Here is a 26160-nt window from a genome sequence, read left to right as displayed (position 1 = left end):
GCTGCCGCCTTGCGCGGAGAAACTATCTGCTCCATGCCTACATTTCCTTGAAGATTGCATATCCCGTATGAGTATCCACGTATGAGCACTGGCACGACCGGAATCGAGTTAAAGACCCAACGCCGCAGCCTGGCTGAATTCGTCGAGCTGGTCTCGTCGATGCGCTTTGCCATCAGTTTGCTGACCCTGATCGCCATCGCCTCCATCATCGGCACCGTGCTCAAGCAGAACGAGCCCATGCCCAATTATGTGAACCAGTTCGGTCCGTTCTGGTTCGCCGTTTTCGACAAGCTGAGCCTGTATTCCGTGTATTCGGCCTGGTGGTTCCTCGTCATCATGGGCTTCCTCGTCGTGTCGACCTCGCTGTGCATCGTGCGCAATGCGCCGAAGATGCTCAAGGACATGCGCAGCTGGCGCGACAATGTGCGCGAGCAATCGCTGCGCAATTTCCACCACAAGCTGGAATGGCAGGCGCCGCTGCCGCGCGTCGCGCTGGCGCAACAGATGGTGATGCGCCTGAAAGACAGCGGCTATGCGGCCAAGGTGGTCGAGAAGGAGGGCGCCACCCTGGTGGCCGCCAAGCGGGGCGCGGCGAATAAATGGGGCTATATCTTTGCCCATGGCGCCATCGTCATCATCTGCGTGGGCGGCTTGCTCGATTCGGAAATGCCGATCCGCGTACAGCAATGGTTCTTTGGCAAGACGCCGTTTTCCGGCAGCGGCGTGATCGCCGACATTCCCGCCCAGCACCGTTTGAGCTTGTCGAACCCTACGTTCCGCGGCAATACCATGATCCCGGAAGGCTCGTCGAGCAACACAGCCATCATTCCCCAGGCCGATGGCGTGCTGATCCAGGATCTGCCCATCACAATTTTGTTGAAGAAATTCCACATCGATTTCTACAGCACCGGCATGCCCAAGCTGTTCGCCAGCGATGTCGTCATCACCGACCATGCAACGGGCGAGACGTTCCCGGCAACCATCAAAGTCAACCAGCCGCTGCTGTACAAGGGCCTGGCCCTGTATCAGTCCAGCTTTGAGGATGGCGGCAGCAAGCTCAAGTTGACGGGCTATCCGATGACGGGCAAGACCACCAAGCGTTTCGACATCGGCGGCGAAGTGGGCGGCAGCACGCCGCTCGAGCGCAGCGATGGCAATTCCTACACGGTGGAATGGTCGGGTTTCCGTCCCTTCAACGTGGAAAACCTCAGCGCTGGCCAGGACGTGCGCGCCGTCAGCAAGGCGGAAAGTTTTAACGATAAATTCGCCGTCGGCCTCGATAAACGCCTGGGCTCGGCCGCAAAGAACGCCAACAACAAGGATCTCAAGAACGTCGGGCCCTCGGTGCAATACAAATTGCGCGACAAGACGGGCCAGGCGCGCGAATACCAGAACTATATGCAGCCGGTCACGGTCGATGGCACGACGGTGTTCCTGGCCGGCATGCGCGTCAACCCCAGCGATCCGTTCAGCTATCTGCGCATTCCCGCCGACGACAATGTCAGCGTGAATGAGTGGATGCGTTTGCGTGCCGCGCTGCAAGATCCCGCGCTGCGTCAGCAGGCGGCGGCCCGCTATGCGGCGCGCGCCATGCCGCAGGCGAACGCGGAAGCCTTGCGCGGCCAGTTGCAGGAATCGGCGGCGAAAAGCCTGGGCATCTTTGCCGGCAATGGACAAGAGGGCGGTTTCCTCGCCATTTCGCGTTTCCTGGAGAAAATCCCTGCCGCCGAGCAAGAAAAAGCGGCCGATATCTTCATGAAAATCCTCAATGGCAGTCTGTGGGACTTGTGGCAGGCGGCACGCGCCCAGGATGGCTTGAAAGCCGTCGAGGCCGATGACAAGCATGGCCGCTTCCTGCAACTGGCCACGAATGCGCTGTCCGACAGCTTTTTCTATGGCGCGCCCGTGTACCTGCAGCTTGACGACTTTACGGAAATCAAGGCGTCCGTGTTGCAGGTGACGCGTTCGCCGGGCAAGAGCGTGGTCTACCTCGGTTGCCTGTTCCTCGTGATCGGCGTATTTTCCATGTTTTATATCCGCGAGCGCCGCCTGTGGGTGTGGATCAAGGATGGCGAAGGCGGCAGCGAGGCCTTGATGGCCATGAGCACGCAGCGCAAGACACTGGATTTTGAAAAAGAATTTGAGACTTTGAAGGCAAAGCTGCCGCAATCGGCGTAAGCTGCGCTGAGTTGGATTGGCTGAGTTTCGGCACGCTTGCGCGTCGCCGGGAATGGAGAAAATGATGGAATTGGCAAACAAGCAAATATATACGCAGGAAGCAGGATTTTTCAAGCGCCTGAGCCTGATCGATTGGCTGTATGGCGCCGGCTTGCTGGCGGCATCCCTGTTCGGCCTGATGCGCTTTGGCGCCTACATGGATATCTATGAAAAGGCCATCCTGCTGGCGGCGGCGCCCACGTTCGCGTGGCTGGGCTGGTACTGGAAGCCCGTGCGCTGGCTGATCCCGCTGGCGGCCGTGCTGTCGCTGTTCGCCATCGAGCTGTACGCGGGTCATCTGGAGATGGCCAACCAGAAATTCTTCCTGAAATACATCTTGTCGAGCCAATCCGCCATCCTGTGGATGGGCACTCTGTTCGTGCTGTCGACGCTGTTCTACTGGATCGGCCTGGTGGCGCGCTCGGCATTCGGCTCCTCCGTCGGTTCCCTGCTGTGCTGGGCCGGCGTCGTGCTGGGCCTGACGGGCATGCTGGTGCGCTGGTACGAGTCTTACCTGATCGGCGCCGATGTTGGCCATATTCCCGTGTCGAACCTGTACGAAGTGTTCATCCTGTTTTCCCTGATCACGGCCATGTTCTACCTGTATTACGAGCAGCATTATGCGACGCGCCAGCTGGGCGCCTTCGTCATGCTGGTTATTTCGGCGGCCGTCGTGTTCCTGATGTGGTACACGGTCACGCGCGACGCGGCCGAAATCCAGCCGCTGGTGCCGGCCCTGCAAAGCTGGTGGATGAAAATCCACGTGCCGGCCAACTTCATCGGCTACGGCACCTTTGCCCTGTCGGCCATGGTGGCGGCGGCCTACCTGCTCAAGTCGAGCGGCTACCTGGTCGACCGCCTGCCGTCGCTGGAAGTGCTCGACGACGTCATGTACAAGGCCATTTCCGTGGGCTTCGCTTTCTTCACTGTAGCGACCATCCTGGGCGCCCTGTGGGCGGCCGAAGCGTGGGGCGGCTACTGGTCGTGGGACCCGAAAGAAACGTGGGCGCTGATCGTCTGGCTCAACTATGCAGCCTGGCTGCACATGCGATTGATGACGGGCTTGCGCGGCAGAGTCGCCTCGTGGTGGGCGCTGGTGGGCTTGCTGGTGACGACGTTTGCCTTCCTGGGCGTGAATATGTTCCTCTCCGGCCTCCATTCTTACGGGAAATTGTAAAAGTAGGCACTTTAGTAACGTTTTTTTTGCATGACAGAAGCGTCATGAACGGCCCGGAAAAACTGGTGTAAGGTATATCCAATCACCTTTTTCCGGAGCCGCCATGTTGATCAAGCGCAGTCCCAACGGCATTGAGTTGCCGTACTCTTCCGAAATCACGCCGCGCGCCGTGTTTGAATCGCGCCGCAGCTTCATCAAGCAAGTGGCGCTGGGCTCGATGTACAGCGCGGCCTTGCTGGAAATGGCCAGCCGCGAAGCGTTCGCGCAAGGCACGAATCCCAAGCTCGCTGCCAAACTCAATCCCGCCTATTCGGCGCTGGATAAGCAGACGGCCTATAAAGACGCCACCAGCTACAACAATTTCTACGAATTCGGCACGGACAAGAGCGACCCGGCACAAAACGCGGGCACCCTGCGCCCGCGGCCGTGGACGGTCAGCATCGAAGGCGAAGTGAGAAAGCCCATGACCCTGGACCTCGACGCGCTGCTCAAGCTGGCGCCGCTGGAAGAGCGCGTCTACCGGCTGCGCTGTGTGGAAGGCTGGTCGATGGTGATTCCCTGGGTCGGTTACTCGTTCTCGGAAATCATCAAGAAGGTCGAGCCGACGGGCAATGCCAAGTACGTGGAATTCATCACCCTGGCCGACAAGAAGCAGATGCCGGGCGTGGGCAGCCGCGTGCTGCAGTGGCCCTATACGGAAGGCTTGCGCATCGATGAAGCGAACCATCCGCTGGCGTTGCTGACCCTGGGTATGTATGGCGAAACCTTGCCGAACCAGAACGGCGCGCCCGTGCGCATGGTCTTGCCGTGGAAATATGGTTTCAAATCGGCCAAATCCATCGTCAAGATCCGTTTCGTCAAGGAACAGCCGCGCACGTCCTGGAACCTGTCGGCGCCGTCCGAATACGGGTTTTACTCGAATGTGAACCCGAACGTCGATCATCCGCGCTGGTCGCAGGCGTCCGAGCGGCGTATCGGCGAAGACGGTTTTCTCGCGCGCAAGCGCAAGACCCTGATGTTCAATGGCTACAACGATGTCGCTTCCTTGTACGCGGGCATGGATCTGAAGAAGTTCTTTTAAGGAAAGAGCATGGCCCTCAACCCCACGAGCAAACAGCTGTCGCTGCTGAAAGGCCTGATTTTCCTGCTGGCGCTGCTGCCGTTCGTGCGCATGGTCTGGCTGACGTACACGGGGCAGCTGGTGGAACCGCTGGAATTCATCACGCGCGGCACGGGCGACTGGACCCTGTATTTCCTGTGCATCAGCCTGGCGGTCACGCCTTTGCGGCGCTTCACGCAATGGAATTGGCTGATCAAGCTGCGGCGCATGCTGGGTCTGTTCGCGTTTTTCTACGCGGCGCTGCATTTCACCACTTTTTTATGGTTCGATCACTTTTTCGATCTGCAGGAAATGTGGAAGGATGTGCTCAAGCGGCCGTTCATCACGGTGGGGTTTATCGCCTTTGTTTTGCTCATTCCGCTGGCCGTGACGAGCACGAACGGCATGGTGAAACGCCTGGGGGGCAAGCGCTGGCAGTGGCTGCACCGGCTGATCTACATCATCGCGCCGCTCGGCATCCTGCACTTCTGGTGGATGAAGGCGGGCAAGCATAATTTCGCGCAACCGATCCTGTTCGGCAGTATCGTCGCGCTACTGCTGTTAATCCGCGTGGTTTTCGCCTGGGACAAGCGCGTCAAGAGCGCCAGGGCGGCGACTGCCGCCACCCCGGTGCGCTCCGTTTAGGTGGCCGGCACGATGACCGGTGGCGGCGGCACGGGCGCCGGTTCGACGGGGCCTTTGGCCGGTGCGCCTTTGGCCGCTGGAGGCTTGGGCAGGTACAGGGGACCGGGCTGGCCGCAGCCGGCCAGGACGCTAGAAACCACAATGGCGGTGCCGATATAAAACGCTGAGGATGACTTCACGATTAGAATCACGGTTTGATTAAGATCTTTGGAGTGTAGCATGAGCGAATCGGAATTCCTGGCCCTGGCCGAAGCCACCCTGACCCGGATCGAGGCGGCGCTGGACCGGCTGAACGATGAAGACGTGCTCGACGTCGAATGCAGCCGCAGCGGCAATGTGCTGGAAATCGAATTCATCGACAACGGCACGAAAATCATCGTCAACAGCCAGGCCCCCATGCGCGAAATGTGGGTGGCCGCCCGTTCCGGCGGTTTTCATTACAAGCGCGTGGGCGACGAGTGGATCAACACGCGCGACGGCTCGGAACTGTTTGCGGCCTTGTCCAGCATGGCCAGCGAGCAGGCGGGTGCGCCCGTCGTGCTGAAGTAATTGTTTTAGCCGCGCGCAATAAAAAAGGGCAGCCTGCATGGGCTGCCCTTTTTTATTGCTGAAACGTAGGTCGGATTAGCGGGGCCGCCGAGGCGCGCAAGCGCGTAATCCGACCACATTGTTAGCGTCTGGGTGGTGTCGGATTACGCGGCTTCGCCGCTAATCCGACCTACCCGATCCACGAAATTGCCGTCAGAACAACTCGTTCTTCACGGCTTCTTTCGCCTTTTCTTCCTCCGGCGTGCCGCGCGCCGCGCCTTCCAGGCTGCCGACGCCCGTGCCCGGCGGATTTTCCGCATAGTAGTACTCATCGCCCACGCGGATCAGGCCTTCCGGTACGGCGCGCTCCTCGACGGGAATGCTTTTCAGGGCTTTCGCCATGTAGCTGATCCAGATCGGCAAGGCCAGGCCGCCGCCCGTTTCGCGGTTGCCCAGGTTGCGCGGCTGGTCGTAGCCGATCCAGGCGATGCCCACCAGCTTGGCCTGGTAGCCGGCGAACCACGCGTCGATGGAATCGTTGGTCGTGCCCGTCTTGCCGGCCAGGTCAGGACGCTTCAGGGCCATGGCCTTGTTCGCCGTGCCGAAGCGCACGACGTCGTTGAGCATGCTGTTCATCATGAAGGCATTGCGCTCGTCGATCACGCGGTTGGCTTCCTCGCCGGCCAGGTCAGGCTTGGCTTGCGACAGGACGTTGCCGTCGCTATCGGTCACCTTGGCGATCAGATACGGGTTGATCTTGTAGCCGCCGTTGGCGAACACGGCGTATGCCCCCGCCATCTGCAGCGGCGTGACGTTGCCGGCGCCCAGGGCCAGCGTCAGGTAGGGCGGATTCTTGTCCGCGTCAAAGCCGAAGCGCGTCGCGTATTCCTGGCCATACTTGGCGCCGATCTTGTGCAGGATGCGGATGGAAATCATGTTCTTCGATTTCATCAGGCCCTTGCGCATGGTCATCGGACCATCGTATTTGCTGTCGTAGTTCTTCGGTTCCCACGCCTGGCCGCCCGTCTGGCCCGCGTCGAACGAGATCGGCGCATCGTTGATGATGGTGGCCGGCGACAGGCCTCGTTCCAGCGAAGCGGAATAGATGAAGGGCTTGAAGGCCGAACCGGGCTGGCGCCACGCCTGCGTGACGTGGTTGAACTTGTTGCGGTTGTAATCGAAGCCGCCCACCATGGCGCGGATGGCGCCGTCCGTGGTGCTGGCCGAGACGAACGCCGATTGCACTTCCGGCATCTGCGTCAAGACCCAGGCGTTGTTTTCCTGCATGACACGGATCACGGCGCCGCGCTTGATGCGGCGGTTTGGCGCCGCTTTTTCCGACAGCCAGGCCGCGCCGAAGGTCAGGCCGGGGCCGGTAATGGTGATTTCCTCGCCGGACGAGGTGACTGCCTGGATGGACCTGGGCGAGGCTTGCAGCACCATGGCGGCGATGATGTCGTCGCTGTCCGGGTGGTCGGCCAGCTCCGTCTCGATCGCGTCATCGGCTTCGGCCTTGGTCTTCGGAATCTCGATATACGCTTCCGGGCCACGGTAGCCGTGGCGTTTTTCGTAATCCATGACACCCTTGCGCAAGGCGATGTAGGCGGCGTCCTGGTCGGCCTTGGTGATGGTGGTGTAGACGTTCAGGCCGCGCGTATAGGTGTCTTCCTTGAATTGCTCGTAGACCAGCTGGCGCGCCATTTCCGACACATATTCCGCGTGCACGCCGAAGGCGCTGCTGTCGGTTTTGACTTTCAGCGCTTCATTTTTCGCTTCTTCGTACTGCGCCGGCGTGATGTAGCCCAGCTGCGCCATGCGCTGCAGGATGTATTGCTGGCGCATGCGCGCGCGTTTCGGATTGACGACGGGATTGTAGGCCGATGGCGCCTTTGGCAAGCCGGCCAGCATGGCCGCTTCGGCCACGGTGAGATCCTGAATATTCTTGCCGAAATAGATTTGCGCGGCCGAGGCGAAACCGTAGGCGCGCTGTCCCAGATAAATCTGGTTCATATACACTTCGAGGATCTGGTCCTTGCTGAGGTTTTTCTCGATCTTCCAAGCCAGCAAGACTTCATATGCTTTGCGTTTCAAGGTCTGTTCGCTGGACAGGAAGAAATTGCGCGCCACCTGCTGCGTGATGGTCGAGGCGCCTTGCTTGGCGCCGCCCGTCAGGTTGTGCAGGGCCGCGCGGGTGATACCCAGGTAATCGACGCCGCCATGTTCATAGAAGCGGTCATCTTCGATGGCTAGCACGGCTTTCTTCATGACATCGGGAATATCCTTGATGTGTACCATGTTGCGCCGCTCCTCGCCGAACTCGCCGATCAGGACGCTGTCGGACGTGAAAATCCTCAGCGGCATCTTCGGCTTGTAATCGGTCAGGGTATCGAGCGCCGGCAGGTTCGGATAAGCCATGGCCAGGCCGAAGACCACCAGCAGCACGCCGACCACGGCCAGGCCCAGCAGCGATGCCAGGGCCATCAGCAGGAAACGTTTGGGTTTGCTGCCCTTCTGGGGCGGCTTCGAGCCAGCGGGGCCAGCGGATTTTGAAGATGTCATGCGTCGTATGTCTTTCGGTTAATTATGCCGGCCAATTATAAGCGAGCTTGCCGGGGTGGCAGCGCGCCGTGGCGCTTGCCGGAGGCGTGTTGAAACTTGCCGATACTCTATATAAGCGTGTATTGGCCCGCTGGCAACCAGGATTTGGTAACAATTATCCTGCGCCAGATCACGGCCCCGCCAGATAGGCGCCGCGCGCCGCAGACACCAGCGTGAAATCCGTTTACAAGCCAGCGCTGCCAGGACTAGGCTTGCGGATGGCAGGACCTCCTTCCACGCTGACGTTTCTATATGAAAAACATGTCCATCAGCAGTTTGCTTGGCACCGGCTTGCTGGGCGTCGACATCGCGGACGATGCCGTGCGCGTGGTCGAGTTGACACGCCGGCGGGGAACACTGGCGTGCCGGCATTGCGGCAGCGCCGCGCTGGCGGCAGGAGTAATGCGTGAGGGCATCATCGACGATCTGCAGGGCCTGGCTGCCGCCGTGCGCCTGGCATGCCGCGACAGTGGCAGCGGCTGCACGCGCGTGGCGCTGGCCATGCCGGCCACGGCCCTGATCACGCATGCGATCCGCCTGCCTGCCGGATTACCGGAGGAACAACTGGAAATCCTCGTGGAACTGGAAGCGGGACAATACATGCCGTTTGCGCTGGAAGACGCCAACCTGGATTTTTTCATTCTCGGCCCTGCGCCGCCGCTTGCCGGCCAGACCGGCAGCGAGGTCGACGTGCTGCTGGTGGCGGCGCGGCGCGCCAGCGTGCAGCGCCGTCTCGATGTGGCCAAGGCGGCTGGCTTGACGCCCGTCATTATGGATAGCGAGGCGCTTGCCTTGCAGGCGGCGCTCGCGCAGGGCGGCTGGCAAGCCTTGCCCGGCGGCGGCCTGAACTATCAACTGGCCTGGGGCCTGGCCATGCACCGGTACGCCCGATGAAGGCCGTGGCGGAAGTGCCATGCATCAATCTTTTGCCGTATCGCCAGGCGGCACGCCGCAGGCGTATTCAGCGGCTGCTGTGGCAACTGGCCGGTGGGGCGCTGCTGGGTTTGCTGACGGCCTTGGCGGCGGGCGCCTGGCTGCAGCACCAGCTCGACGTGCAATGGCACCGCCAGGAGGCCTGGCGCCATGCCATGCAGCAAGTCCATACCGTCCTCGCCACTGGCAAGCGCGTGCAGGGCGAGACGGCGGCCCTGCTGCTGCGCCAGCAAGCCATTGCTAGTCTGCAAGAGCAGCGCAATGCCTGGGTACGCATGCTGGCGGCCCTGGCCCAGGCGGTGCCGGCTGGCGTCGCCTTGCACAGTGTGCGCCAGGAAATGGCGATGGTGCGCCTGCAAGGGCAGGCCGTTTCGCAGGAAAAGGTCGCGGCACTATTATTGGCGCTGGAGCAGGCCGCGCCCTGGTCTCGGCCGGAAGTGATGGAAGTGCGCGGCGCGGCCGATGGCGCCGTGGAATGGACGATACGGCTGGCTTTGGCACCCGCTGGGCAATCTTAGTCGTGGAGGTTGATCATGCTGAGCTTGAAGACCGCGTCACTGTGGCCGCTGCCGGCGCGCCTTGCTTGCGCTGCGCTGGCCGGCATGATGGTGGCTGCCCTGCTGCACGCCACATGGCTCGATGGACTGGTAGCTGCCGTGCGGTTGGCGCACAGCGAGGAAGCCCGCTTGCGCGCCGATTATCTGGCGTCGCAGGCCAGGGCAAAGCAGTTGCCGCAGTGGCGTGCAGAGCAGCGCCAGGCCGGCGCCGAGCTGGCCCTGCTGGAACAGCAACTGCCCGACCAGCAGGCGATGGCGGCGCTGTTGACGGACATTAATACCGCCGGCCAGTCGCGCGGCCTGCAATTTTCACTTTTCAAACCGGGCGCGGCGCGGCCGCAAGCGCCGTATGTCGCCTTGCCGATCACGATACAGTTGCGTGGCGGCTACCACGCCATGGGCGCGCTGCTGGCAGACCTGGCGCGCCTGCCGCGCATCGTCACGGTGCATGCGCTGGCCTTGACCCTAGGCAAGGATCGCTTGCTGACCCTTGATGCCGTGCTGCAGGCGTATCGTTTGCCAGAAGCGGGGGAGCTGGCGGCGCCAGCGGCATTGCCTTCAAAGGGCAGCGTGCCGGCATGGCGCCCGCTTGCCGCTGTCGCGCCGCATCCCTACGCGGCCGCCGACCTGGCCGATCCATTCAATGCATTGCCGCCCGTGCCCACGCCCGGGCAGCGGAGCGCTGTAGCGGGCCCCGACCCGCGCCGCGTGCGCGAGCCGCTGGAAAGCGTGGCCTTGCCTGCCATCACCATGGTCGGCAGCGTGCAACAGGACGGGCGCCTGAGCGCGCTGCTGCTGGCGGGCCAGCGCGTGTACCGGGTGGCGGTGGGCCAGTATCTGGGGCAAGACCACGGTGTGGTGACGGACATCAGTGAACAGGCCGTGCAGTACCGTGAATTGCTGCGCGCGGCGGATGGCCCCTGGCGCGAGCGGCGCGGCAGCCTGGCCTTGCAGGTGGCGGGGGCGGGGGCGAAGGCGAGCCTGCCCGAGGCGGCGCCATGAGGCCGCTCCGCATGCTCGTGGCCGCCATGCTGTGTCTGCATGCCAGCGGCCTGGCCCAGGAAGCCGTGGTGCAGGTGTCGGCGCCGCGTCTGTACGCGGGCGACAAAATCTCCGTGGATTTCCAGAACGTGGGCGTGCGCGCGGCCTTGCACATCCTGGCCGATGCGTCCGGGCAAAACATCATCGCCAGCGATAGCGTGGCGGGCAATGTGACCCTGCGCCTGCGCGACTTGCCGTGGGACCAGGCGCTCGATGTGCTGCTGCAGGCCAAGGGCCTGGACATGCGGCGCAATGGCAACGTACTGTGGATTGCGCCGCGTGAGGAAATCCTCGCGCGCGAAAAGCTCGAACTCGAAACGCGCGCGCAGATCGCGGAACTCGAACCCTTGCAGTCGGCCATCTTCCAGCTCAATTACCAGAAGGCTGAAGCGTTCCGCACCGTGTTCGGCCTGGACGCGGGGGAAGGGCGCAGCCGGCTGCTGTCGCGCCGTGGCAGCGTGCTGATCGAGCCGCGCACGAATCAGCTGTTTGTCACCGACGTGCCGGCGCGCCTGGAACAGATCCGGCAACTGATCGACAAGACGGATATTCCAACCCGACAAGTCATGATCGAGGCGCGCATCGTCGAGGCGAACGACAGCTTCAGCCGCAACCTGGGGGCGCGCCTCGGTTTTACGGACCAGCGCCTGGCGGCGGGGCAGGTGCCCGGTTTTTCGCTGGGCGGCAGCGGGCGCCGCGCGGCCATCGGCGGTACGTATCAGGGCGTGGGCGAGGCGACGGGGCAAACGGTGGCGGGCGCCGGCGCCTTCGTGCCGAACACGCAATTCGTCAACTTGCCGGCCGCCAGCATCAATGGCTTGCAGCCGGCCAGCTTCGCCCTGAGCCTGTTTTCGGCCGCCGCCAACCGCTTTCTGAACCTGGAATTGTCCGCACTGGAAGCCGATGGCAGGGGCAAGATCATTTCCAGCCCACGCGTGGTGACGGCCGACAAGGTGCTGGCGCTGATCGAGCAGGGCATCGAGCTGCCGTACCAGGTGGCCACCAGCAGCGGCGCCACATCGATCACGTTTCGCAAGGCGAACCTGCGTCTGGAAGTGACGCCGCAAATCACGCCCGACGGCAACGTGGTGCTGGAAGTGGACGTCAACAAGGACAGCGTGGGCCAGGAAACCCGCTCCGGCTTCGCCATCGACACCAAGCACGTGCGCACGCAAGTGATGGTGGAAGACGGCGGCACGGTGGTGCTGGGCGGTATTTATCAGCACTCGGAACGGGGCACGGACAGCAAGGTGCCGCTGCTGGGCGACATCCCTGTGTTTGGTGTTTTTTTCCGCAGCACGGGCCGCAGTCAAGAAAAAACGGAACTGATGGTGTTTATTACGCCGAAAATAGTGGCAGATCGGCCAGCAACACGTTAATGTCACATCTTTACGTTTAAGTAACAATGCAAACGAAAGCGGACTGATGGCGACTATGCGGAATTTTTCTTTTGGCAATACTTCTTGGAGTAGGGTATCGAATTGGCTGGTCTTGCTGGCGCTGGGCTCCTTGCTGGCCGCCTGTGGCGGCGGCGGCGGCGATCCGACCCTGGGTACGCCTGGCGGCGCGAACAGCGGCGTTGCCAGCATCTCGCTCGTGGCCAGCGCCACGACGATTGTTGCCTCGGGCGCCGATGGCACGGAAGTCACGCTGACGGCAATTGTAAAAAATGCAAACAATAACGCGCTAAGTGGCCAGACGGTTGCCTTCACGGCCAGTTCGGGCACGATCAGCAATACGACGCGCGTCACGGATGCCAACGGCACCGTGGTTGAAAAACTCAGCGTGAAAGGCGACGCGACCTTGCGCGACATCACGATCAGTGCCAGCAGCGGCGGTATCACGTCCGCTCCGGTCGTCGTCAAGGTAGTGCCGGTCACGTCCGGTATCGCAACTCTGTTGCTGACTTCTTCCAGTGGCACCCTGGCTTCATCGGGCGGTACCGCGGTCAGTGTCATCGCCTTTGTCAAGGACGCCAATAACGCGATAGTGCCCAATGCCAACGTCACCTTCAAAGCAGATTCGGGTGCGCTGGGCGCAACGGTGGTCAGTACCAATGCGCAAGGGCAGGCTATCGTCAGCCTCAACACGGGCGGCGATGCCAGTCTGCGCACGATCAAGGTCAGCGCCAGTGCCGGGGCGCAGACGGCCAATACCGAGATCAGTGTCACTGGCACGAAACTGGCCGCCAATGCCTTTTCGTCGACCAACCTGAAAACGAGTACCGACATGGTGGTCAAGCTGGTCGACTCCAGCGGCAATGCGCTGGTGGGCAAGCCGGTCACTTTCAGTGCACAGATCAATCCGCTGACGGTCAAGGGCGGCGGCGCCAGCCCGGCATTGACGGACAATAATGGGCAATTGGTTTTGAGTTACAACGCTCAATCCGGTACCAGCGATACGATCACCATCAAGGCCCAGGGCGACAGCCTGGCCCTGCCCGTGGCGATCAATGCGGCCAATTTCACGATCAACGCAGTCACCGGTGCCAATGTAGCGCTGACAACACTGGCAACGCGAACCTGCTACGCGATCAGCGTACACAGCGATGTGGCCGGCACGCCGCAAACGGGCAATGTCCGTTTCAGCACTTCCCGCGGCGCGATTTACCAGGATGCCGGCTGCGCCACGCCGTTGCTGGCGCCGCTGCCGCTCGTTGGCGGCAATGCCATCGCCTATGTGCAGGCCGCCGGCGCGGGCCGCACGTCGCTGACTGCCAGGAACGAGGGCACGGGCGTGTCGGTGCAGGCCGACGTGGAATTCGTCGCTCCGCTCACGCCACAGGCAACCATCACCTTGCAGGCCGACCCTGCGGTGATCGGCGCCAATACGGCAGGCAGCACCTCCCAGCGCAGCTCCCTTCGCGCCGTGGTGCGTGATGGCACGGCGGAAAACAACCTGGTCAAGAATGCCCAGGTCGGCTTTACCATTCTGAGCGATGCCAGCGGTGGTTCCTTGAGCTCGCCGTCGGTGGTCAATACCGATAGCGACGGCATGGCCACGGTCAGCTATATTGCCGGCCAGGCCAGTACCGGCGTCGACGGCGTGATCGTACAGGCGCAATTGCAGGGCGTATCGACGAGCAGCGCCACGGCCAAGCTGACGGTCACGAAGAAATCGCTGTTCATCAGCGCCGGCAGCGGAAACGTGCTCGATGGTACGGACAGCAGCACCTATCGCAAGACCTATACCGTGTTTGTGACGGACGCTGCGGGCAATCCGGTCCCTGACGTGATCATCACGGCCGCGGCCTGGCCCAAGTTTTATTACAAAGGCTATCTGCAGTATTCCGCGTCGGCAATCAGCTGGATCGTGGCGCAGCAAGTGGAATGCAAGAATGAGGACCAGAATCGTAACGGCATGCTCGACGCTAACGAAGATGAGAATAAAAACGGCTTCCTCGATCCTGGCATCCCGCTCAATCTGTCCACCGGAGGCAAGACCGACAGTAGCGGCACCGCCACCGTGACGCTGACTTATCCGCGCGACAGGGCCAACTGGCTCAATGTCGAATTGACGATTCGTGGCAACAGTTCCGGGACGGAGGCAACTTATGTCGGTTACACTTTGCTTCCGGGACTGTTCTCGGACTTTAACCGCCAGGATGTGTCTCCGCCGGGCGTGAATAGTCCGTACGGGCAGGCGAATGTTTGTAGTGATTCAAAATAACTGTCGCAGCACATGCAAAATCTGTTTTTAGTAGGCCTCATGGGCGCAGGCAAAACCACGATCGGGCGCATCCTGGCCCGCAAGCTGGGCTTGCGCTTTGTCGATTCCGACCACGAAATCGAGGCACGCACGGGAGCGACCATCCCGTGGATCTTCGAGATCGAGGGCGAGGCCAGCTTTCGCCGGCGCGAGGCCGAGGTCATCCGCGACCTGAGCGCCCAGGAAGGCATCGTCATGGCCACCGGCGGCGGGGCCATCCTCAACGCCGACAGCCGCGCCTACCTGAAGGAACGTGGCACGGTCGTCTATCTGCGCGCCAGCGTCAGCAACATCCTCGCGCGCACCAGCCACGACAAGAACCGCCCGCTGCTGCAGACGGCCGACCCGCGCAGGAAGCTGGAAGAATTGACGGCGCAGCGCGAGCCCCATTACATGGAAGTGGCCGACATTGTCATCGACACGGGCCGTCCTAACGTACAATCGATGGTTCAGACCATCCTGATGCAGCTGGCCAGCCTCGAATGCGAGGCCTCGCCCAACTGCGTCATTCATGCAGAGCCTTCGATGAACGAGCAATCCAAAATGTTGTTGAGCGTAGACCTCGACGAGCGCAGTTATCCGATCGCCATCGGTCCCGGCCTGCTGGCCGACGCCGACGCGCTGCTGCGCCATATCAGCGGCCACAAGGTGGCCATCGTCACCAATACCACCGTCGCCCCCCTGTACCTGGACCGCCTGCAGGCGGCGCTGGCCAGCGATGGCCGCGAGGTGAACAGCATCGTCCTGCCGGACGGCGAAGAATATAAGAACTGGGCCAGCCTGATGCAGATCTTCGACGCGCTGCTGGCCAATAAATGCGACCGCAAGACCACCCTGGTGGCCCTGGGCGGCGGCGTGATCGGCGACCTGACCGGCTACGCGGCCGCCAGCTACATGCGCGGCATCGGCTTCGTGCAGGTGCCCACCACCCTGCTGGCGCAGGTCGATTCCTCCGTCGGCGGCAAGACGGGCATCAACCACCCGCTGGGCAAGAACATGATCGGCGCCTTCTACCAGCCGCGCGCCGTGATCGCCGACACCTCGACCCTGGAAACTCTGCCGGCGCGCGAGCTGTCGGCCGGCCTGGCCGAAGTGATCAAGCATGGCGCCATCATCGACGCCGCGTTCTTCGACTGGATCGAGGCGAACATGGGCAAGCTGATGGCGCGCGACAAGGGCGCCCTCGCGTATGCGATTGCCCGCTCGTGCGAAATCAAGGCCGACGTGGTGCGCCAGGACGAGCGCGAAGGCGGCTTGCGCGCCATCCTGAACTTCGGCCACACTTTCGGCCACGCCATCGAGGCGGGCCTCGGCTACGGCCACTGGTTGCACGGCGAAGCCGTCGGCTGCGGCATGGTGATGGCGGCCGACTTGTCCTGCCGCATGGGCTATATCGACCAGGCGGCCGTGGAGCGCATGCGCAAGCTGGTCGCCGCCGCCGGCCTGCCCGTCAAGGCGCCGGACCTCGGCGTCGAGCGCTGGCTGGAATTGATGGAAGTGGACAAGAAGAACGAGGGCGGCGCCATCAAGTTCATCCTCTTGAAACCGCTGGGCAGCCCGTGCATCACGTCCGCGCCGCACGAACTGGTGCTGGCCACCCTGGCCGCCGGAGTGCAATAGCCATGACGCCTGAAGACGCCCTCGCCCAAGGATGGCTGGCCCCCTATGCGGCCCATTCGGCACAGGGGCAGGGGCGTCGCTTTGCCGAGGCGCCGCACGCCTCGCGCAGCCAGTTCCAGCGCGACCGCGACCGCATCATCCATTCCTCGGCCTTCCGCCGCCTCGAATACAAGACCCAGGTTTTCCTCAACCACGAGGGAGACCTGTTCCGCACGCGCCTGACGCACAGCCTGGAAGTGGCGCAGGTGGGCCGCTCGATCGCGCGCAACCTGCGCCTGAACGAAGACCTGGTCGAAGCCATCGCGCTCGCGCATGACCTGGGCCACACGCCGTTCGGCCACGTGGGCCAGGACGTGCTCAATGAGTGCATGCAGGCGCACGGCGGTTTCGAGCACAACCTGCAAAGCCTGCGCGTGGTCGATACGCTGGAAGAGCACTACGGCGCCTTCGATGGCTTGAACCTGATGTTCGAGACGCGCGAAGGCATATTAAAACACTGCTCGCTCGCGCATGCGCGCGAACTGGGTCCCGTGGCGCAGCGCTTCATCGACCGCACGCAACCGACCCTGGAAGCGCAATTGACCAACCTGGCCGATGAAATCGCCTACAACAGCCACGATATCGACGATGGCCTGCGCTCGGGCCTGATCACCATCGCCCAGCTGGAGGAGGTGGAATTCTTTGGCCGCCTGTGGCGCGACGTGCAGCAGGCGTTTCCCGGCCTGTCGGGCCGGCGCGCCATCTACGAAACCCTGCGCCGCCTGATCACGGCCCTGGCCGACGATCTGATCGTCACGTCGAACGCCCTGATCCTCGACGCGGCGCCGCGCGACGTCAGCGAAGTGCGCGCCAGCCCGCCATTGATCCGTTTTTCGGACGCCATGCGCAAGGATGCGACGGAACTGAAACGTTTCCTGCGCGCGAMCCTGTACCGCCACTACCAGGTCAACCGCATGCGCGTCAAAGCGAGCCGCATCGTGCGCGAACTGTACGACAGCTTCATGGCCGAACCGGCGCTGCTGCCGCCCGATTATCAGGTCAACGGCGATGATGTGACCAAGCAGGCGCGCAAGATCGCCGACTACATCGCCGGCATGACGGACCGCTACGCGATCCGCGAGCACCGCAGGCTATATTCGCTCGACGAGCTGTAACCGTTACGGTGAATCCGACATGACCGCGTGACGCTGTCGGGTTACGCCGTGCCGGCTAACCCGACCTACCAATGCAAGCGGTCATGGGGAATCTGACCTACTCCGCATTTTCGGTCCTGTCAATCGGCATGATCATCTAGCTCCCCGCACGATCCCCCCAATATCCGCGCAGCGCCTTCTTTTCTATCATGGCAGCAAGTCAACAAGGGCTTGCCGCCCATCGTCAAGGAGAGTGTCATGATCGAATCGCGCCGCAGTTTCTTGCGCGCCTTGCCCGCCGTTACCATCGGGGCGGCCATCGCGCCGCTGCCAGGCAAGGCCGCCACCAGGGGCGAAGGCGGCCAGCGCTGGGCGATGGTGGTCGATGTGCAGAAGTGCATCGGCTGCCAGGCTTGCACGGTCTCCTGCATCATGGAAAACGCCGTGCCGGAAAACAGCTTCCGCACCGTCGTCTCGACCTATGAAGTCAAGGAAGAGAACCGCTGCGGCACCTACATGCTGCCGCGCCTGTGCAATCACTGCGCCAATCCTCCCTGCATCCCCGTCTGTCCCGTGGGCGCCACCTTCCAGCGCAAGGATGGCGTCGTCGTCGTTGACGGCGACCGCTGCGTGGGCTGCGCCTACTGCGTGCAGGCCTGCCCGTACGATGCGCGCTTCATCAACCACGAGACGGGCAAGGCCGACAAATGCACGTTCTGCGCGCACCGCGTCGACGAAGGCTTGCTGCCGGCCTGCGTGGAAACCTGCGTGGGCGGCGCGCGCATCTTCGGCGACCTGAATGACCCGGAAAGCATGGTGCACCAGCTGCTGACCGAGAACAAGGTGAAGGTGCTCAAACCCGAGCAGGGCACCCAGCCCCACGTGTTTTACCTGGGACTGGACACGCGCTTCGCCGGCCACGTCGAAGGCGAAGCGACACTTTGGCAACCGAGCAAACACGGGAAATAAACCATGGACAGCCACATCACCGAAATTGTCAACGTCACGCGCGAAGCGGCATGGCTGCCGTGGGCGGTGCAGTATTTTTTCCTCATCGGCCTCAGTTACGGCAGCTTCATGCTGACCTTGCCGTATTTCGTCTTCGGCCGCAAGGCGTATGAACGCCTGGGGCGCATCGCGCTGCTCGCGTCCCTCGTGTGCGGCGTGACGGCGCCCGTGGCGCTGCTGGCGGACCTGCACGGGCCGGGCCGCTTCTACCACTTCTACCTTTACTTCCAGCCGCAGTCGTGGATGTCGTGGGGCTCGTTCTTCATTCCCCTGTACCTGGGCTGTCTGATGCTGTATGCGTGGCTGGCGCTGCGCGTCGACTTCGCCACGCGGGGGCAGGCCCAGGATCGACTCGCGTTCGCCTATCGCCTGCTGGGCCGTGGCGGCGCCGCGTCGCGCAAGGCCATCGTCACCGCCGCAGCCTTCACCTTGCTCGCCGCCTTCGTCGTGGGCCTGTACACGGGCATGGAAGTGATGGTGGTGCGCGCCCGTCCGCTGTGGTTCACGCCGTTCCTGCCGGCGCAATTTGCCGCCACGGCCTTTGTCGGGGCGGTGGGCCTGGCGCTGCTGTTCAACCGCTTCCTGCCGGGCCGCGACATGGCGCTGGAAGTGTCCCTGAACCGCGCGCTGGCCCTGTCGCTGGCGCTGGTGCTGGCACTGGGCGGCGGCTGGCTGTTCGTCAGCCTGTCCGGCGTGAGCGCCAGCCACAGCATGGCCTTCACCCAGGTGGCGGGCATGCCGCAATGGCAGTTCACGGCCGTCTGGGCGGTGCTGTCGTCCATCGTGCCGATGGCCCTGGCCATCTGGCGTCCCGCCACGAGTGGCCTCGTCAACGGCCTGATTGCGCTGCACAGCGCCTGGATGATGCGCTGGACGATCTTCATCGGCGGCCAGAACATCCCGAAAACGGGCGCCGGCCTGTACGACTACCAGCTGCCGATGGGGAACGATGGCTTGATGGGGATTATCGGTACGGCCGGTCTGTGGATCGCGCTGCTGTTGCTGATGCTGGAATTTTTGCCATGGGCCGGAAGAGCCGTCGCTGCACGCAGCCGTCCCGCCATGGCCACGCACTGAGGAGTCAAAAATGAACGATCAAATACACAACGACGCACACAACGACGTCCCTGAAGACGAAAAAGAAAAACGCCGCAAGCTGCTGCGCTACGGCGCCATCGGCGGCGGCCTGGCCGCCTTTGCCGCCAGCTTTTCCACCACGGCCGGCCGCATGGTCGACCATGCGCTGGGCAAGGACAAGCCGGTGCAGAAACTGCACGGCAATTCCCTGCAGCCCGAGTTTTCCGTCGACACGGCCACGGGCAAGCTGACGGTCAATCCCGAGCAGCAGGTCAGCTACACCATGTGCATGGGCTGCACCACATTCTGCGGCGTGCGCGTGCGCCTGGATAAAAAAAGCGGCAAGGTGCTGCGCGTGGCGGGCAATCCGTACAGCCCTTTGTCGGCCGATCCGGCGCTGCCGTACCAGACCCCGATACGCGACAGCTTCATTTCCCTGTCGCGTTTCGAGGAAAAGGGCTTGAAGGGACGTTCCACCGCTTGCGGCCGCGGCAACGGCGTGCTGGAACAGATGGAGTCGCCGTTCCGCGTGCTGGCGCCCATGAAGCGCGTGGGACCGCGCGGCGGCGGCCAGTGGGAACCGATCGCCTTCGACCAATTGGTCAAGGAAGTGACGGAAGGCGGCGACCTGTTTGGCGAAGGATACGTGCAGGGCTTGCGCGCCTTGCGCGAGCTGGAAAAACCGATCGATCCGGCGCAGCCGGAACTGGGCCCGCAAGTCAATCAGGTGGGCCTGATGTGCAGCACCGACGATGGCCGCCTGGCGTTCGGCACGCGCTTTTTCAAGCAGTCGTACGGCAGTTTGAACCTGGTCAACCACGGCTCGTATTGCGGCGGCGCCTACCGCAGCGGCTCGGGCGCCATGTTCGGCGACATGAAGAAAATGCCGCATGCGAAAGTGGACCTGGAAAACACGGAGTTCTGCATCTTTGTCGGCACGGCGCCGGGCAATGCGGGCAACCCGTTCAAGCGGCAAGGCACGCTGATTGCGAAGGCCCGCTCCGGCAAGCGCGAATTCAGCTACGTCGTCGTCGATCCCGTGCTGACGAATGCGGACAGCCTGGCCGCGGGCGACCGCAGCCGCTGGGTGCCGATCAAGCCGGGCACGGATGGCGCGCTGGCCATGGCCATGATCCGCTGGATCATCGAGCATGAACGCTATGACCGCAACTTCCTCGTGCAGCCGAACCTGAAGGTGGCGGAAGCGGCGGGCGAGGCTGCCTGGTGCAACGCCACGCATCTGATCATCAGCGAGAAGGGCCATCCGCGCGACGGCCGCTACCTGCGCGCGTCCGACATCGGCGCGGTGGAACTGGCGGAAGAAGAACGCTACAAGGATGGCGACGCCTTCTGCGTGATCGACGCCGCCACGCAAGCGATCGTGCCGCACAATGCCGCCAAGGGCGAGGCGCGCCTGTTCTTCGACGGTCCGCTGGACGTGGCCGGGGCGCCGCTGCACCTGAAGACGGCCATGACGATGCTCAACGAGGAAGCGCAGCGCCACAGCATGGATGACTATTCCAGCGCCTGCGGCATCCCCCGCGACATCATCGAAGGCCTGGCGCGGGAACTCACCAGCCATGGCAAGCGCGCGGCCGTCAATGCGCATGGCGGCATGATGTCGGGCGCCGGCTTTTACAACGCGTACGCGCTGGTCATGCTCAATACCCTGATCGGCAATTTGAACCGCAAGGGCGGCACCCTGGTCAACGGCGGCAGCTTCAAGGATGCGGGCCCCGGTCCGCGCTATAACCTCGAGAGTTTCGACGGCGAGATCAAGGCGGCCGGCATGCCGATCGGGCGCAATGTGCCGTATGAAAAAACCTCGGAATTCAAGCTGAAGAAGGAAGCGGGCAAGGCGTATCCGGCCAGGGCGCCGTGGTATCCGAACGCGCCCGCGCTGGCCACCGAATGGCTCACCAGCGCCATGAACGGCTATCCGTACACCCTGAAGGCGCTGATCCTGTGGAGCTGCAATCCCGTGTACGGCATCACGGGCTTGCGCGCGCAGATCGGCAAGGAGCTGGCCGATCCGAAGAAGATTCCCCTGATCGTCGCCATCGACCCCTTCATCAATGAAAGCTCGGCGTTTGCCGACTACCTGCTGCCCGATACCTTGCTGTATGAAAGCTGGGGCTGGGCCGGTGCCTGGGGCGGCATGCCCGTCAAGATGAGCACGGCGCGCTGGCCTGTGGTCGAGCCGCGCGTGCAAAAGACGCCGGACGGCCAGAGCATCTGCATGGAGTCGTTCTTCATCGCGCTGGCTAAAACGATGGCCTTGCCCGGCTTCGGACCGGACGCCTTGCAGGACATGGATGGCCAGCGCTTCCCATTGCAGCGCGCGGAAGACTGGTATCTGCGCGGCGGCGCCAACATCGCCTGGCAGGGAAAAACGGCCGTGCCGGAGGCCAGCGACGACGATATCGCGCTGTCCGGCGTGGCGCGCATCCGCCCCGAACTGGAACGCACGCTGAAGCCGGAAGAGTGGCGCAAGGTGGCCTTCATGCTGGCGCGGGGAGGGCGCTACCAGAGCTATGGCGAGATGTTTGGCCTGCGCCTGCCGCCGCCAGCCAATCCCAAGGCGCCGGCGGCGCCAGCCCCGGTCGTCGACGAGACGCCGTATCCGCAGGACTGGTCCACGCACCGCTATTTGAAACCGATGATGCTGTACAACGAGGGCCTGGGCGTGAGCAAGAATAGCCTGAGCGGCAAGCGGTTCCCCGGCACGCCCGCGTGGAGAGTGGCGGCGTTTGCCGACGGCACGCCTGTGCGCAAAACCTACCCGGCCAGCGAATGGCCGTTCGAGTTGATCAGCTTTAAATCGGCGCTGCAGAACTCGTACAGCATCGGCGCGCGGCGCCTGCGCGGCATCCATCCGGACAACCCGGTCGCCGTGCATCCCGACGATGCGGCGCGCCTGAAACTGGAAAATGGCGACCAGATTTATCTGGAGACGCCGGGCGGCAGGGCCAGGGCCACGGTGATGCTGCGCCATGGCGTGCAGCGCGGCGTGATCGCCGTCGAACATGGCTTCGGCCACAAGGAGCACGGCGCGCGCGCCCACCGCATCGGCAAGTCGCGCCAGCCCGATGAGCCGGCCATCGGCGCGGGCATCAACCTGAACGACCTGGGATTGACGGACCCGAGCCGCGGCGACAAGAACGTGTTCGTCGATCCCGTCTCGGGCACGTCGGTGCGGCAGGGGCTTCCTGCCCGTATCGTGCGGGCTTAAATCTCTCCGCTGGTCATCAGCAGCCGGGCCACCTCGGCTGCTGAATGCAGGCCCAGTTTTTCCATCGTGTTATGGCGGTGCACCTGCACCGTCTTGTCGCTGATGCCCAGTTCGCGGGCGATGACTTTCGAGGCTTTGCCTTCGGCCATCAGCAGCGCCACTTCGCGCTCGCGCGCGGTGAGCCTGGCCAGCGCCGTTTGCGCCGTATTCGCGCTGGCGGCGCTGCGGCTTTCTTCCACGCTGCGGGCCACGGCACGCGAGACGGCATCCAGCAATACCTGGTCCTTGCACGGCTTTTCCAGAAAATCGCAGGCGCCTGCCTTCATCGTTTGCACCGCCATGGCCAGGTCGCCATGGCCGCTGAGGAAAATCACGGGCAGCGATATGGCGTGTCCGGTTCTGTTATTCAGCTCCTGCTGCAGTTCCAGCCCGCTCATCAACGGCATGCGCACGTCGAGCAGCAGGCAGCCGGGCACATGGCCATCGTAGCGCTGCAGGAAGTCGCGCGCCGATTCGAACGTCTGCACTTGCCAGCCGGCCGAATCGAACAGATAGGCCAGCGAGCGGCGCATGGCCGCGTCGTCGTCGACGACAAAGATGATCGCATCGCTTTCGTTCATGGTGTTTCCTTATCTACTTCCATATGCGTATCTTCGGGCAGGCGGAACCAGACCGTCAAGCCTGGCGCATCGGCATTGGCATGCGCCGACAGGCTGCCGCCGAACGATTCGATGATGCTTTTGCTGAGCGACATGCCCAGGCCCAGGCCTTCGGCCTTGGTGGTAAAGAAGGGCTCGAACAGGCGCGCCATCTGCGCCGCATCGAGGCCGCAGCCGGCGTCGCGCACGGCCACCGTGCAGGCGCCGTTTTCGCGGTGCAGCAGCACGCCGATCGGGTGCTGCAGATGGTCGTTTTCCACCTGCGCGTCGAGCGCATTTTTCAATAAATTGAGCAGCACCTGCTGTACTTGCTGCGGGTCGGCCAGCACGCGCGGTGCGGCGCTGCCCGCCTCGTGACGCCAACTGATATTGGCTTGCGGATGGGCCGCGCGGAACAGCGATACCGCTTGCTCCACGGCGTCGGCCAGCGCGAAGGCCGTGCTGTGCGCGGGACGTTTTTGCGCCATCGCGCGGATGTGCCGGATGATGGCGCCCGCGCGTTCGCTTTGCGTGGCGATTTCCTGTGCGCCGTCGAGCAGCGGCGCCGCATCGAGCCGTCCCGCCGCGATGCGGCGCGCCATGCCGCGCGCGAAATTGCCGATGGCCGCCAGCGGCTGGTTCAATTCGTGCGCGATGGCGCTGGCCATCTCGCCCAGGATTGCCAGGCGCGCCGTGTGGTCGAGCGTGGCCTGGCGCTGGCGCGCCTGTTCTTCCAGCGCGCGCTGCTGGTGCTGCGCCGCGCGCAATTGCTCCGTGCGCCGGCTGACCAGGTATTCCACGCGCACGGTGTGCACGGCCCAGGCCACCAGCAAGGCCAGCACCAGCAGCATCCAGCCCCAGTAGCGGCGCAGCGCCGTCTCGAACGTCAGCTTGTTCAAATAGGCGTAGGGGCCGATGCGCAGTTCGCGGAACAGTTCGTCGACGATCTGGTAATCGCTGGGCACCGTCCAGCTGTAGCCTTCGCCGGTGCGCGGCATGGCCAGCAGGGCCTGCGCCACTTTTTTCGCCAGCGCCGGCGGCGTCTGGCGCAGGGCCACGAAGGGCCAGTCCGGATACAGCCGCGACGAGCTGGCGCAGCGAAAGCCGGGAATCGGCCGCGTGGTAATGACGCGCAGTTCGTCAAGCCGTACTTCGCCGCGCGCCACCATCTGTTCCAGCAGACAGGTACGCACGATGCCCGCATCCATGCGCCCGGCGCGCACGGCCTCGACGATCTGCTGCGAGGGAAAACCGCTGTAGCGCAGGCTGGCAAAATCATGCGTGGGATCGATACCCGCTTCCTGCAGTTCGCGCGCGGCGATCTGGTAGCCGCCAAACGCGTCGGGCGCCACGGCCATCACGTTCTTGCCCGCCAGGTCGGCCAGGTCATGCAGCGGCGACGCGCTGCGCACGACGATGGCCGAACCGATGGCCTGGCGCGGCGAGTCCGTCCACGGCGATTCCAGGGTAGCGATGCGGCTGGCGCCGTCGCTGTGCTCGAGCGCCACGTAATGGCCGCTGCTGGTGATGGCAAAGGCGATGGCCTGCGACTGCACGGCGCGCGTCAGACCCGCCTGGTCGTAGTCGGCCAGGATGAAACGGATGCCGGGAATGCTGGCCTGCAGGTGGCGCGTCACGTACGACCAGTCCTGCTGCACGGCGTCGCCGCCCTTGTAGGCGAGCACGCCGATGCGTACCTCCGGCAGCGCGTCAGCGGCTTGCGCGCCGTGCAGACACAGCGCCGTCAGCGCGAACAGTAAGAAACGCCGCACTAGAACATGCTGCGCTGCGCCGAACGCGCATCGCCGAACAGGTCCAGCAGCAGTTTCTTGATCGGTGCGGGCAGCGGCGCGTCGGCGATCTTCGCGCCGTCATACCAGACGTGCGTCGCTTCCCCGGCCAGCGCCAGGCGGCGCGCCAGGGTGATGCGGCAGGGGACGATGTGCAGCTTGTAGTGGGTAAACACGTGCACGATGGGCAGCAGCCGTTCCTGGGTCTCGATCTCGCCGAACGGCGCCACGGCGCGCGCCAGCGCCTGCTGGCTTATCTCGCGCGGTGCGTCTGCATCGGCCAGCACGTGACCATCGAGTTCGGGCAAGGACAGCAGGCCGCCCCAGATGCCCGAGCCGGGCCGCTGCTCCAGCAGCACCTGGCCGTCGTCGATGATGACGAGCATGACGGCGTGTTTTTCCGGGCTGGTTTTCTTCGGTTTGCGCACTGGCAGCTCCTTGGTGCGGCCGGTGGCGTAGGCCACGCAGCGGGGCTGCAAGGGGCAGCGGGGGCAATCGGGGCTGCTGCGCGTGCACAGGGTGGCGCCCAGGTCCATCAAGCCCTGCGTGTAGGCTTCGATGCCTGAATCTATTCCCGCTGCGGGCAGCAGCGCCTCGGCGCGGCGCCACATGGCTTCCTCGACCCGTTTTTCGCCCGGATAGGCGTCGATGCCGAAGGTGCGCGCGAACACGCGCTTGACGTTGCCGTCCATGATGGCCGCCCGCGTGCCGCTGGAAAACGCCGAGATGGCGGCGGCCGTCGAGCGGCCGATGCCGGGCAGGTCGGCCAATAGCAGCGGGTCGCTGGGGAACACGCCGTCGTATTCGGCCACCACGCGCTGCGCGCACTTGTGCAGGTTGCGCGCCCGCGTGTAGTAACCGAGGCCGCTCCACTGCGCCATCACGTCTTCGACGGGCGCGCCGGCGAGGTCGCGCAGCGTGGGGAAGCGTTCGAGGAAGCGCGCGTAGTAGCCGAGTACGGCGGTGACCTGCGTTTGCTGCAGCATGATTTCGGACAGCCAGATCAGGTAGGCGTCGCGCGTATTTTGCCACGGCAGCGCATGGCGGCCATGCTGCTGTTGCCAGTCGATGACGGTGGCGGAAAAAGTCGGATCGACATAATCTTCCAAAGGTGCCGCGCCCGTGGCGGGCGAGAGCGGATGCAGCAGACGTTTCATGC

19 protein-coding genes and 1 pseudogene are annotated in these 26160 nt (G+C 63.5%); 15 read left to right on the top strand and 5 right to left on the bottom strand.

Annotated elements, in window-relative coordinates; translation table 11 throughout:
- The first annotated feature begins 81 nt into the window (after positions 1-81).
- From CBW66_RS11470 to CBW66_RS11455, 4 genes are all read left to right on the top strand, one after another.
- Positions 82-2178, top strand: a complete 2097-nt coding sequence (locus CBW66_RS11470) for a cytochrome c biogenesis protein ResB (protein WP_086139039.1) — start codon at positions 82-84, stop codon at positions 2176-2178.
- A gap of 64 nt (positions 2179-2242) precedes the next feature.
- The gene (gene ccsB, locus CBW66_RS11465) at positions 2243-3394 is read left to right on the top strand and encodes a c-type cytochrome biogenesis protein CcsB (protein WP_086139038.1); all 1152 of its coding nucleotides are present in this window, start codon (positions 2243-2245) and stop codon (positions 3392-3394) included.
- Positions 3395-3497: 103 nt separating this feature from the next.
- Positions 3498-4475, top strand: a complete 978-nt coding sequence (gene msrP, locus CBW66_RS11460) for a protein-methionine-sulfoxide reductase catalytic subunit MsrP (RefSeq protein WP_086139037.1) — start codon at positions 3498-3500, stop codon at positions 4473-4475.
- 9 nt (positions 4476-4484) lie between these two features.
- Entirely contained in the window at positions 4485-5138 is a 654-nt protein-coding gene (locus CBW66_RS11455; RefSeq protein ID WP_086139036.1) for a sulfite oxidase heme-binding subunit YedZ, read from the top strand.
- Here CBW66_RS11455 and CBW66_RS11450 read toward each other — a convergent pair.
- A complete protein-coding gene (locus tag CBW66_RS11450; protein ID WP_034778304.1) occupies positions 5135-5317 on the bottom strand; it encodes a lipoprotein in 183 nt (60 codons plus the stop codon). The genes CBW66_RS11455 and CBW66_RS11450 overlap by 4 nt on opposite strands.
- A gap of 40 nt (positions 5318-5357) precedes the next feature.
- On the opposite strand from CBW66_RS11450, the gene cyaY reads away from it, so the two are divergent.
- Positions 5358-5687: an iron donor protein CyaY gene (cyaY, locus tag CBW66_RS11445; protein ID WP_086139035.1), complete on the top strand. Its 330-nt coding sequence runs from the start codon at positions 5358-5360 to the stop codon at positions 5685-5687.
- Between the two features lie 192 nt (positions 5688-5879).
- Here cyaY and CBW66_RS11440 read toward each other — a convergent pair whose 3' ends face one another.
- Positions 5880-8225 (bottom strand): penicillin-binding protein 1A, encoded by a 2346-nt coding sequence (locus CBW66_RS11440; protein ID WP_086139034.1) that lies wholly within the window; start codon positions 8223-8225, stop codon positions 5880-5882.
- Positions 8226-8525: 300 nt separating this feature from the next.
- Between CBW66_RS11440 and pilM the strand changes: the two genes are divergently transcribed.
- The 10 genes and pseudogenes from pilM (at position 8526) to CBW66_RS11390 (ending at position 22573) form a co-directional block, all read left to right on the top strand.
- Complete coding sequence (pilM, locus tag CBW66_RS11435; protein WP_170932911.1) at positions 8526-9158, top strand: pilus assembly protein PilM; 633 nt, start codon at positions 8526-8528, stop codon at positions 9156-9158.
- Positions 9159-9163: 5 nt separating this feature from the next.
- Positions 9164-9715 carry a PilN domain-containing protein gene (locus tag CBW66_RS11430; RefSeq protein ID WP_170932910.1) on the top strand — a complete coding sequence of 184 codons (552 nt, stop codon included), beginning with the start codon at positions 9164-9166 and terminating at the stop codon, positions 9713-9715.
- 15 nt (positions 9716-9730) lie between these two features.
- Entirely contained in the window at positions 9731-10756 is a 1026-nt protein-coding gene (locus CBW66_RS11425; RefSeq protein ID WP_139841686.1) for a pilus assembly protein PilP, read from the top strand.
- Positions 10757-10842: 86 nt separating this feature from the next.
- Positions 10843-12174: pseudogene (locus CBW66_RS11420) on the top strand (type IV pilus secretin PilQ); the annotation flags it as partial.
- A 112-nt stretch (positions 12175-12286) separates the two neighbouring features.
- Complete coding sequence (locus tag CBW66_RS11415) at positions 12287-14464, top strand: Ig-like domain-containing protein (RefSeq protein ID WP_230492227.1); 2178 nt, start codon at positions 12287-12289, stop codon at positions 14462-14464.
- 12 nt (positions 14465-14476) lie between these two features.
- Positions 14477-16123: a bifunctional shikimate kinase/3-dehydroquinate synthase AroKB gene (gene aroKB, locus CBW66_RS11410; RefSeq protein ID WP_086139028.1), complete on the top strand. Its 1647-nt coding sequence runs from the start codon at positions 14477-14479 to the stop codon at positions 16121-16123.
- Positions 16124-16125: 2 nt separating this feature from the next.
- Positions 16126-17277: a deoxyguanosinetriphosphate triphosphohydrolase gene (locus CBW66_RS11405; protein ID WP_086153630.1), complete on the top strand. Its 1152-nt coding sequence runs from the start codon at positions 16126-16128 to the stop codon at positions 17275-17277.
- Between the two features lie 237 nt (positions 17278-17514).
- A complete protein-coding gene (dsrO, locus tag CBW66_RS11400) occupies positions 17515-18225 on the top strand; it encodes a sulfate reduction electron transfer complex DsrMKJOP subunit DsrO (RefSeq protein ID WP_086139026.1) in 711 nt (236 codons plus the stop codon).
- A 3-nt stretch (positions 18226-18228) separates the two neighbouring features.
- A complete protein-coding gene (nrfD, locus tag CBW66_RS11395; RefSeq protein WP_086139025.1) occupies positions 18229-19341 on the top strand; it encodes an NrfD/PsrC family molybdoenzyme membrane anchor subunit in 1113 nt (370 codons plus the stop codon).
- Positions 19342-19351: 10 nt separating this feature from the next.
- The gene (locus CBW66_RS11390) at positions 19352-22573 is read left to right on the top strand and encodes a molybdopterin dinucleotide binding domain-containing protein (protein ID WP_086139024.1); all 3222 of its coding nucleotides are present in this window, start codon (positions 19352-19354) and stop codon (positions 22571-22573) included.
- Here CBW66_RS11390 and CBW66_RS11385 read toward each other — a convergent pair.
- From CBW66_RS11385 to mutY, 3 genes are read right to left on the bottom strand one after another with little or no spacing between them, the layout of a single operon-like run.
- Positions 22570-23193, bottom strand: a complete 624-nt coding sequence (locus tag CBW66_RS11385) for a response regulator transcription factor (protein ID WP_086139023.1) — start codon at positions 23191-23193, stop codon at positions 22570-22572. The genes CBW66_RS11390 and CBW66_RS11385 overlap by 4 nt on opposite strands.
- Positions 23190-24983, bottom strand: coding sequence for a sensor histidine kinase (locus tag CBW66_RS11380; protein WP_086139022.1), 1794 nt, complete (start codon positions 24981-24983; stop codon positions 23190-23192). The genes CBW66_RS11385 and CBW66_RS11380 overlap by 4 nt, the downstream gene beginning before the upstream one ends.
- Complete coding sequence (gene mutY, locus CBW66_RS11375) at positions 24983-26158, bottom strand: A/G-specific adenine glycosylase (protein ID WP_086139021.1); 1176 nt, start codon at positions 26156-26158, stop codon at positions 24983-24985. The genes CBW66_RS11380 and mutY overlap by 1 nt, the downstream gene beginning before the upstream one ends.
- Positions 26159-26160 lie beyond the last annotated feature (2 nt).

The organism is Janthinobacterium sp. GW456P, assembly GCF_002127655.1.
Classification (GTDB): Bacteria; Pseudomonadota; Gammaproteobacteria; order Burkholderiales; family Burkholderiaceae_D; genus Janthinobacterium.
The sequence above is the reverse complement of the archived record's forward strand: the minus strand, read 5'-3'. Positions and strand labels throughout refer to the sequence as shown.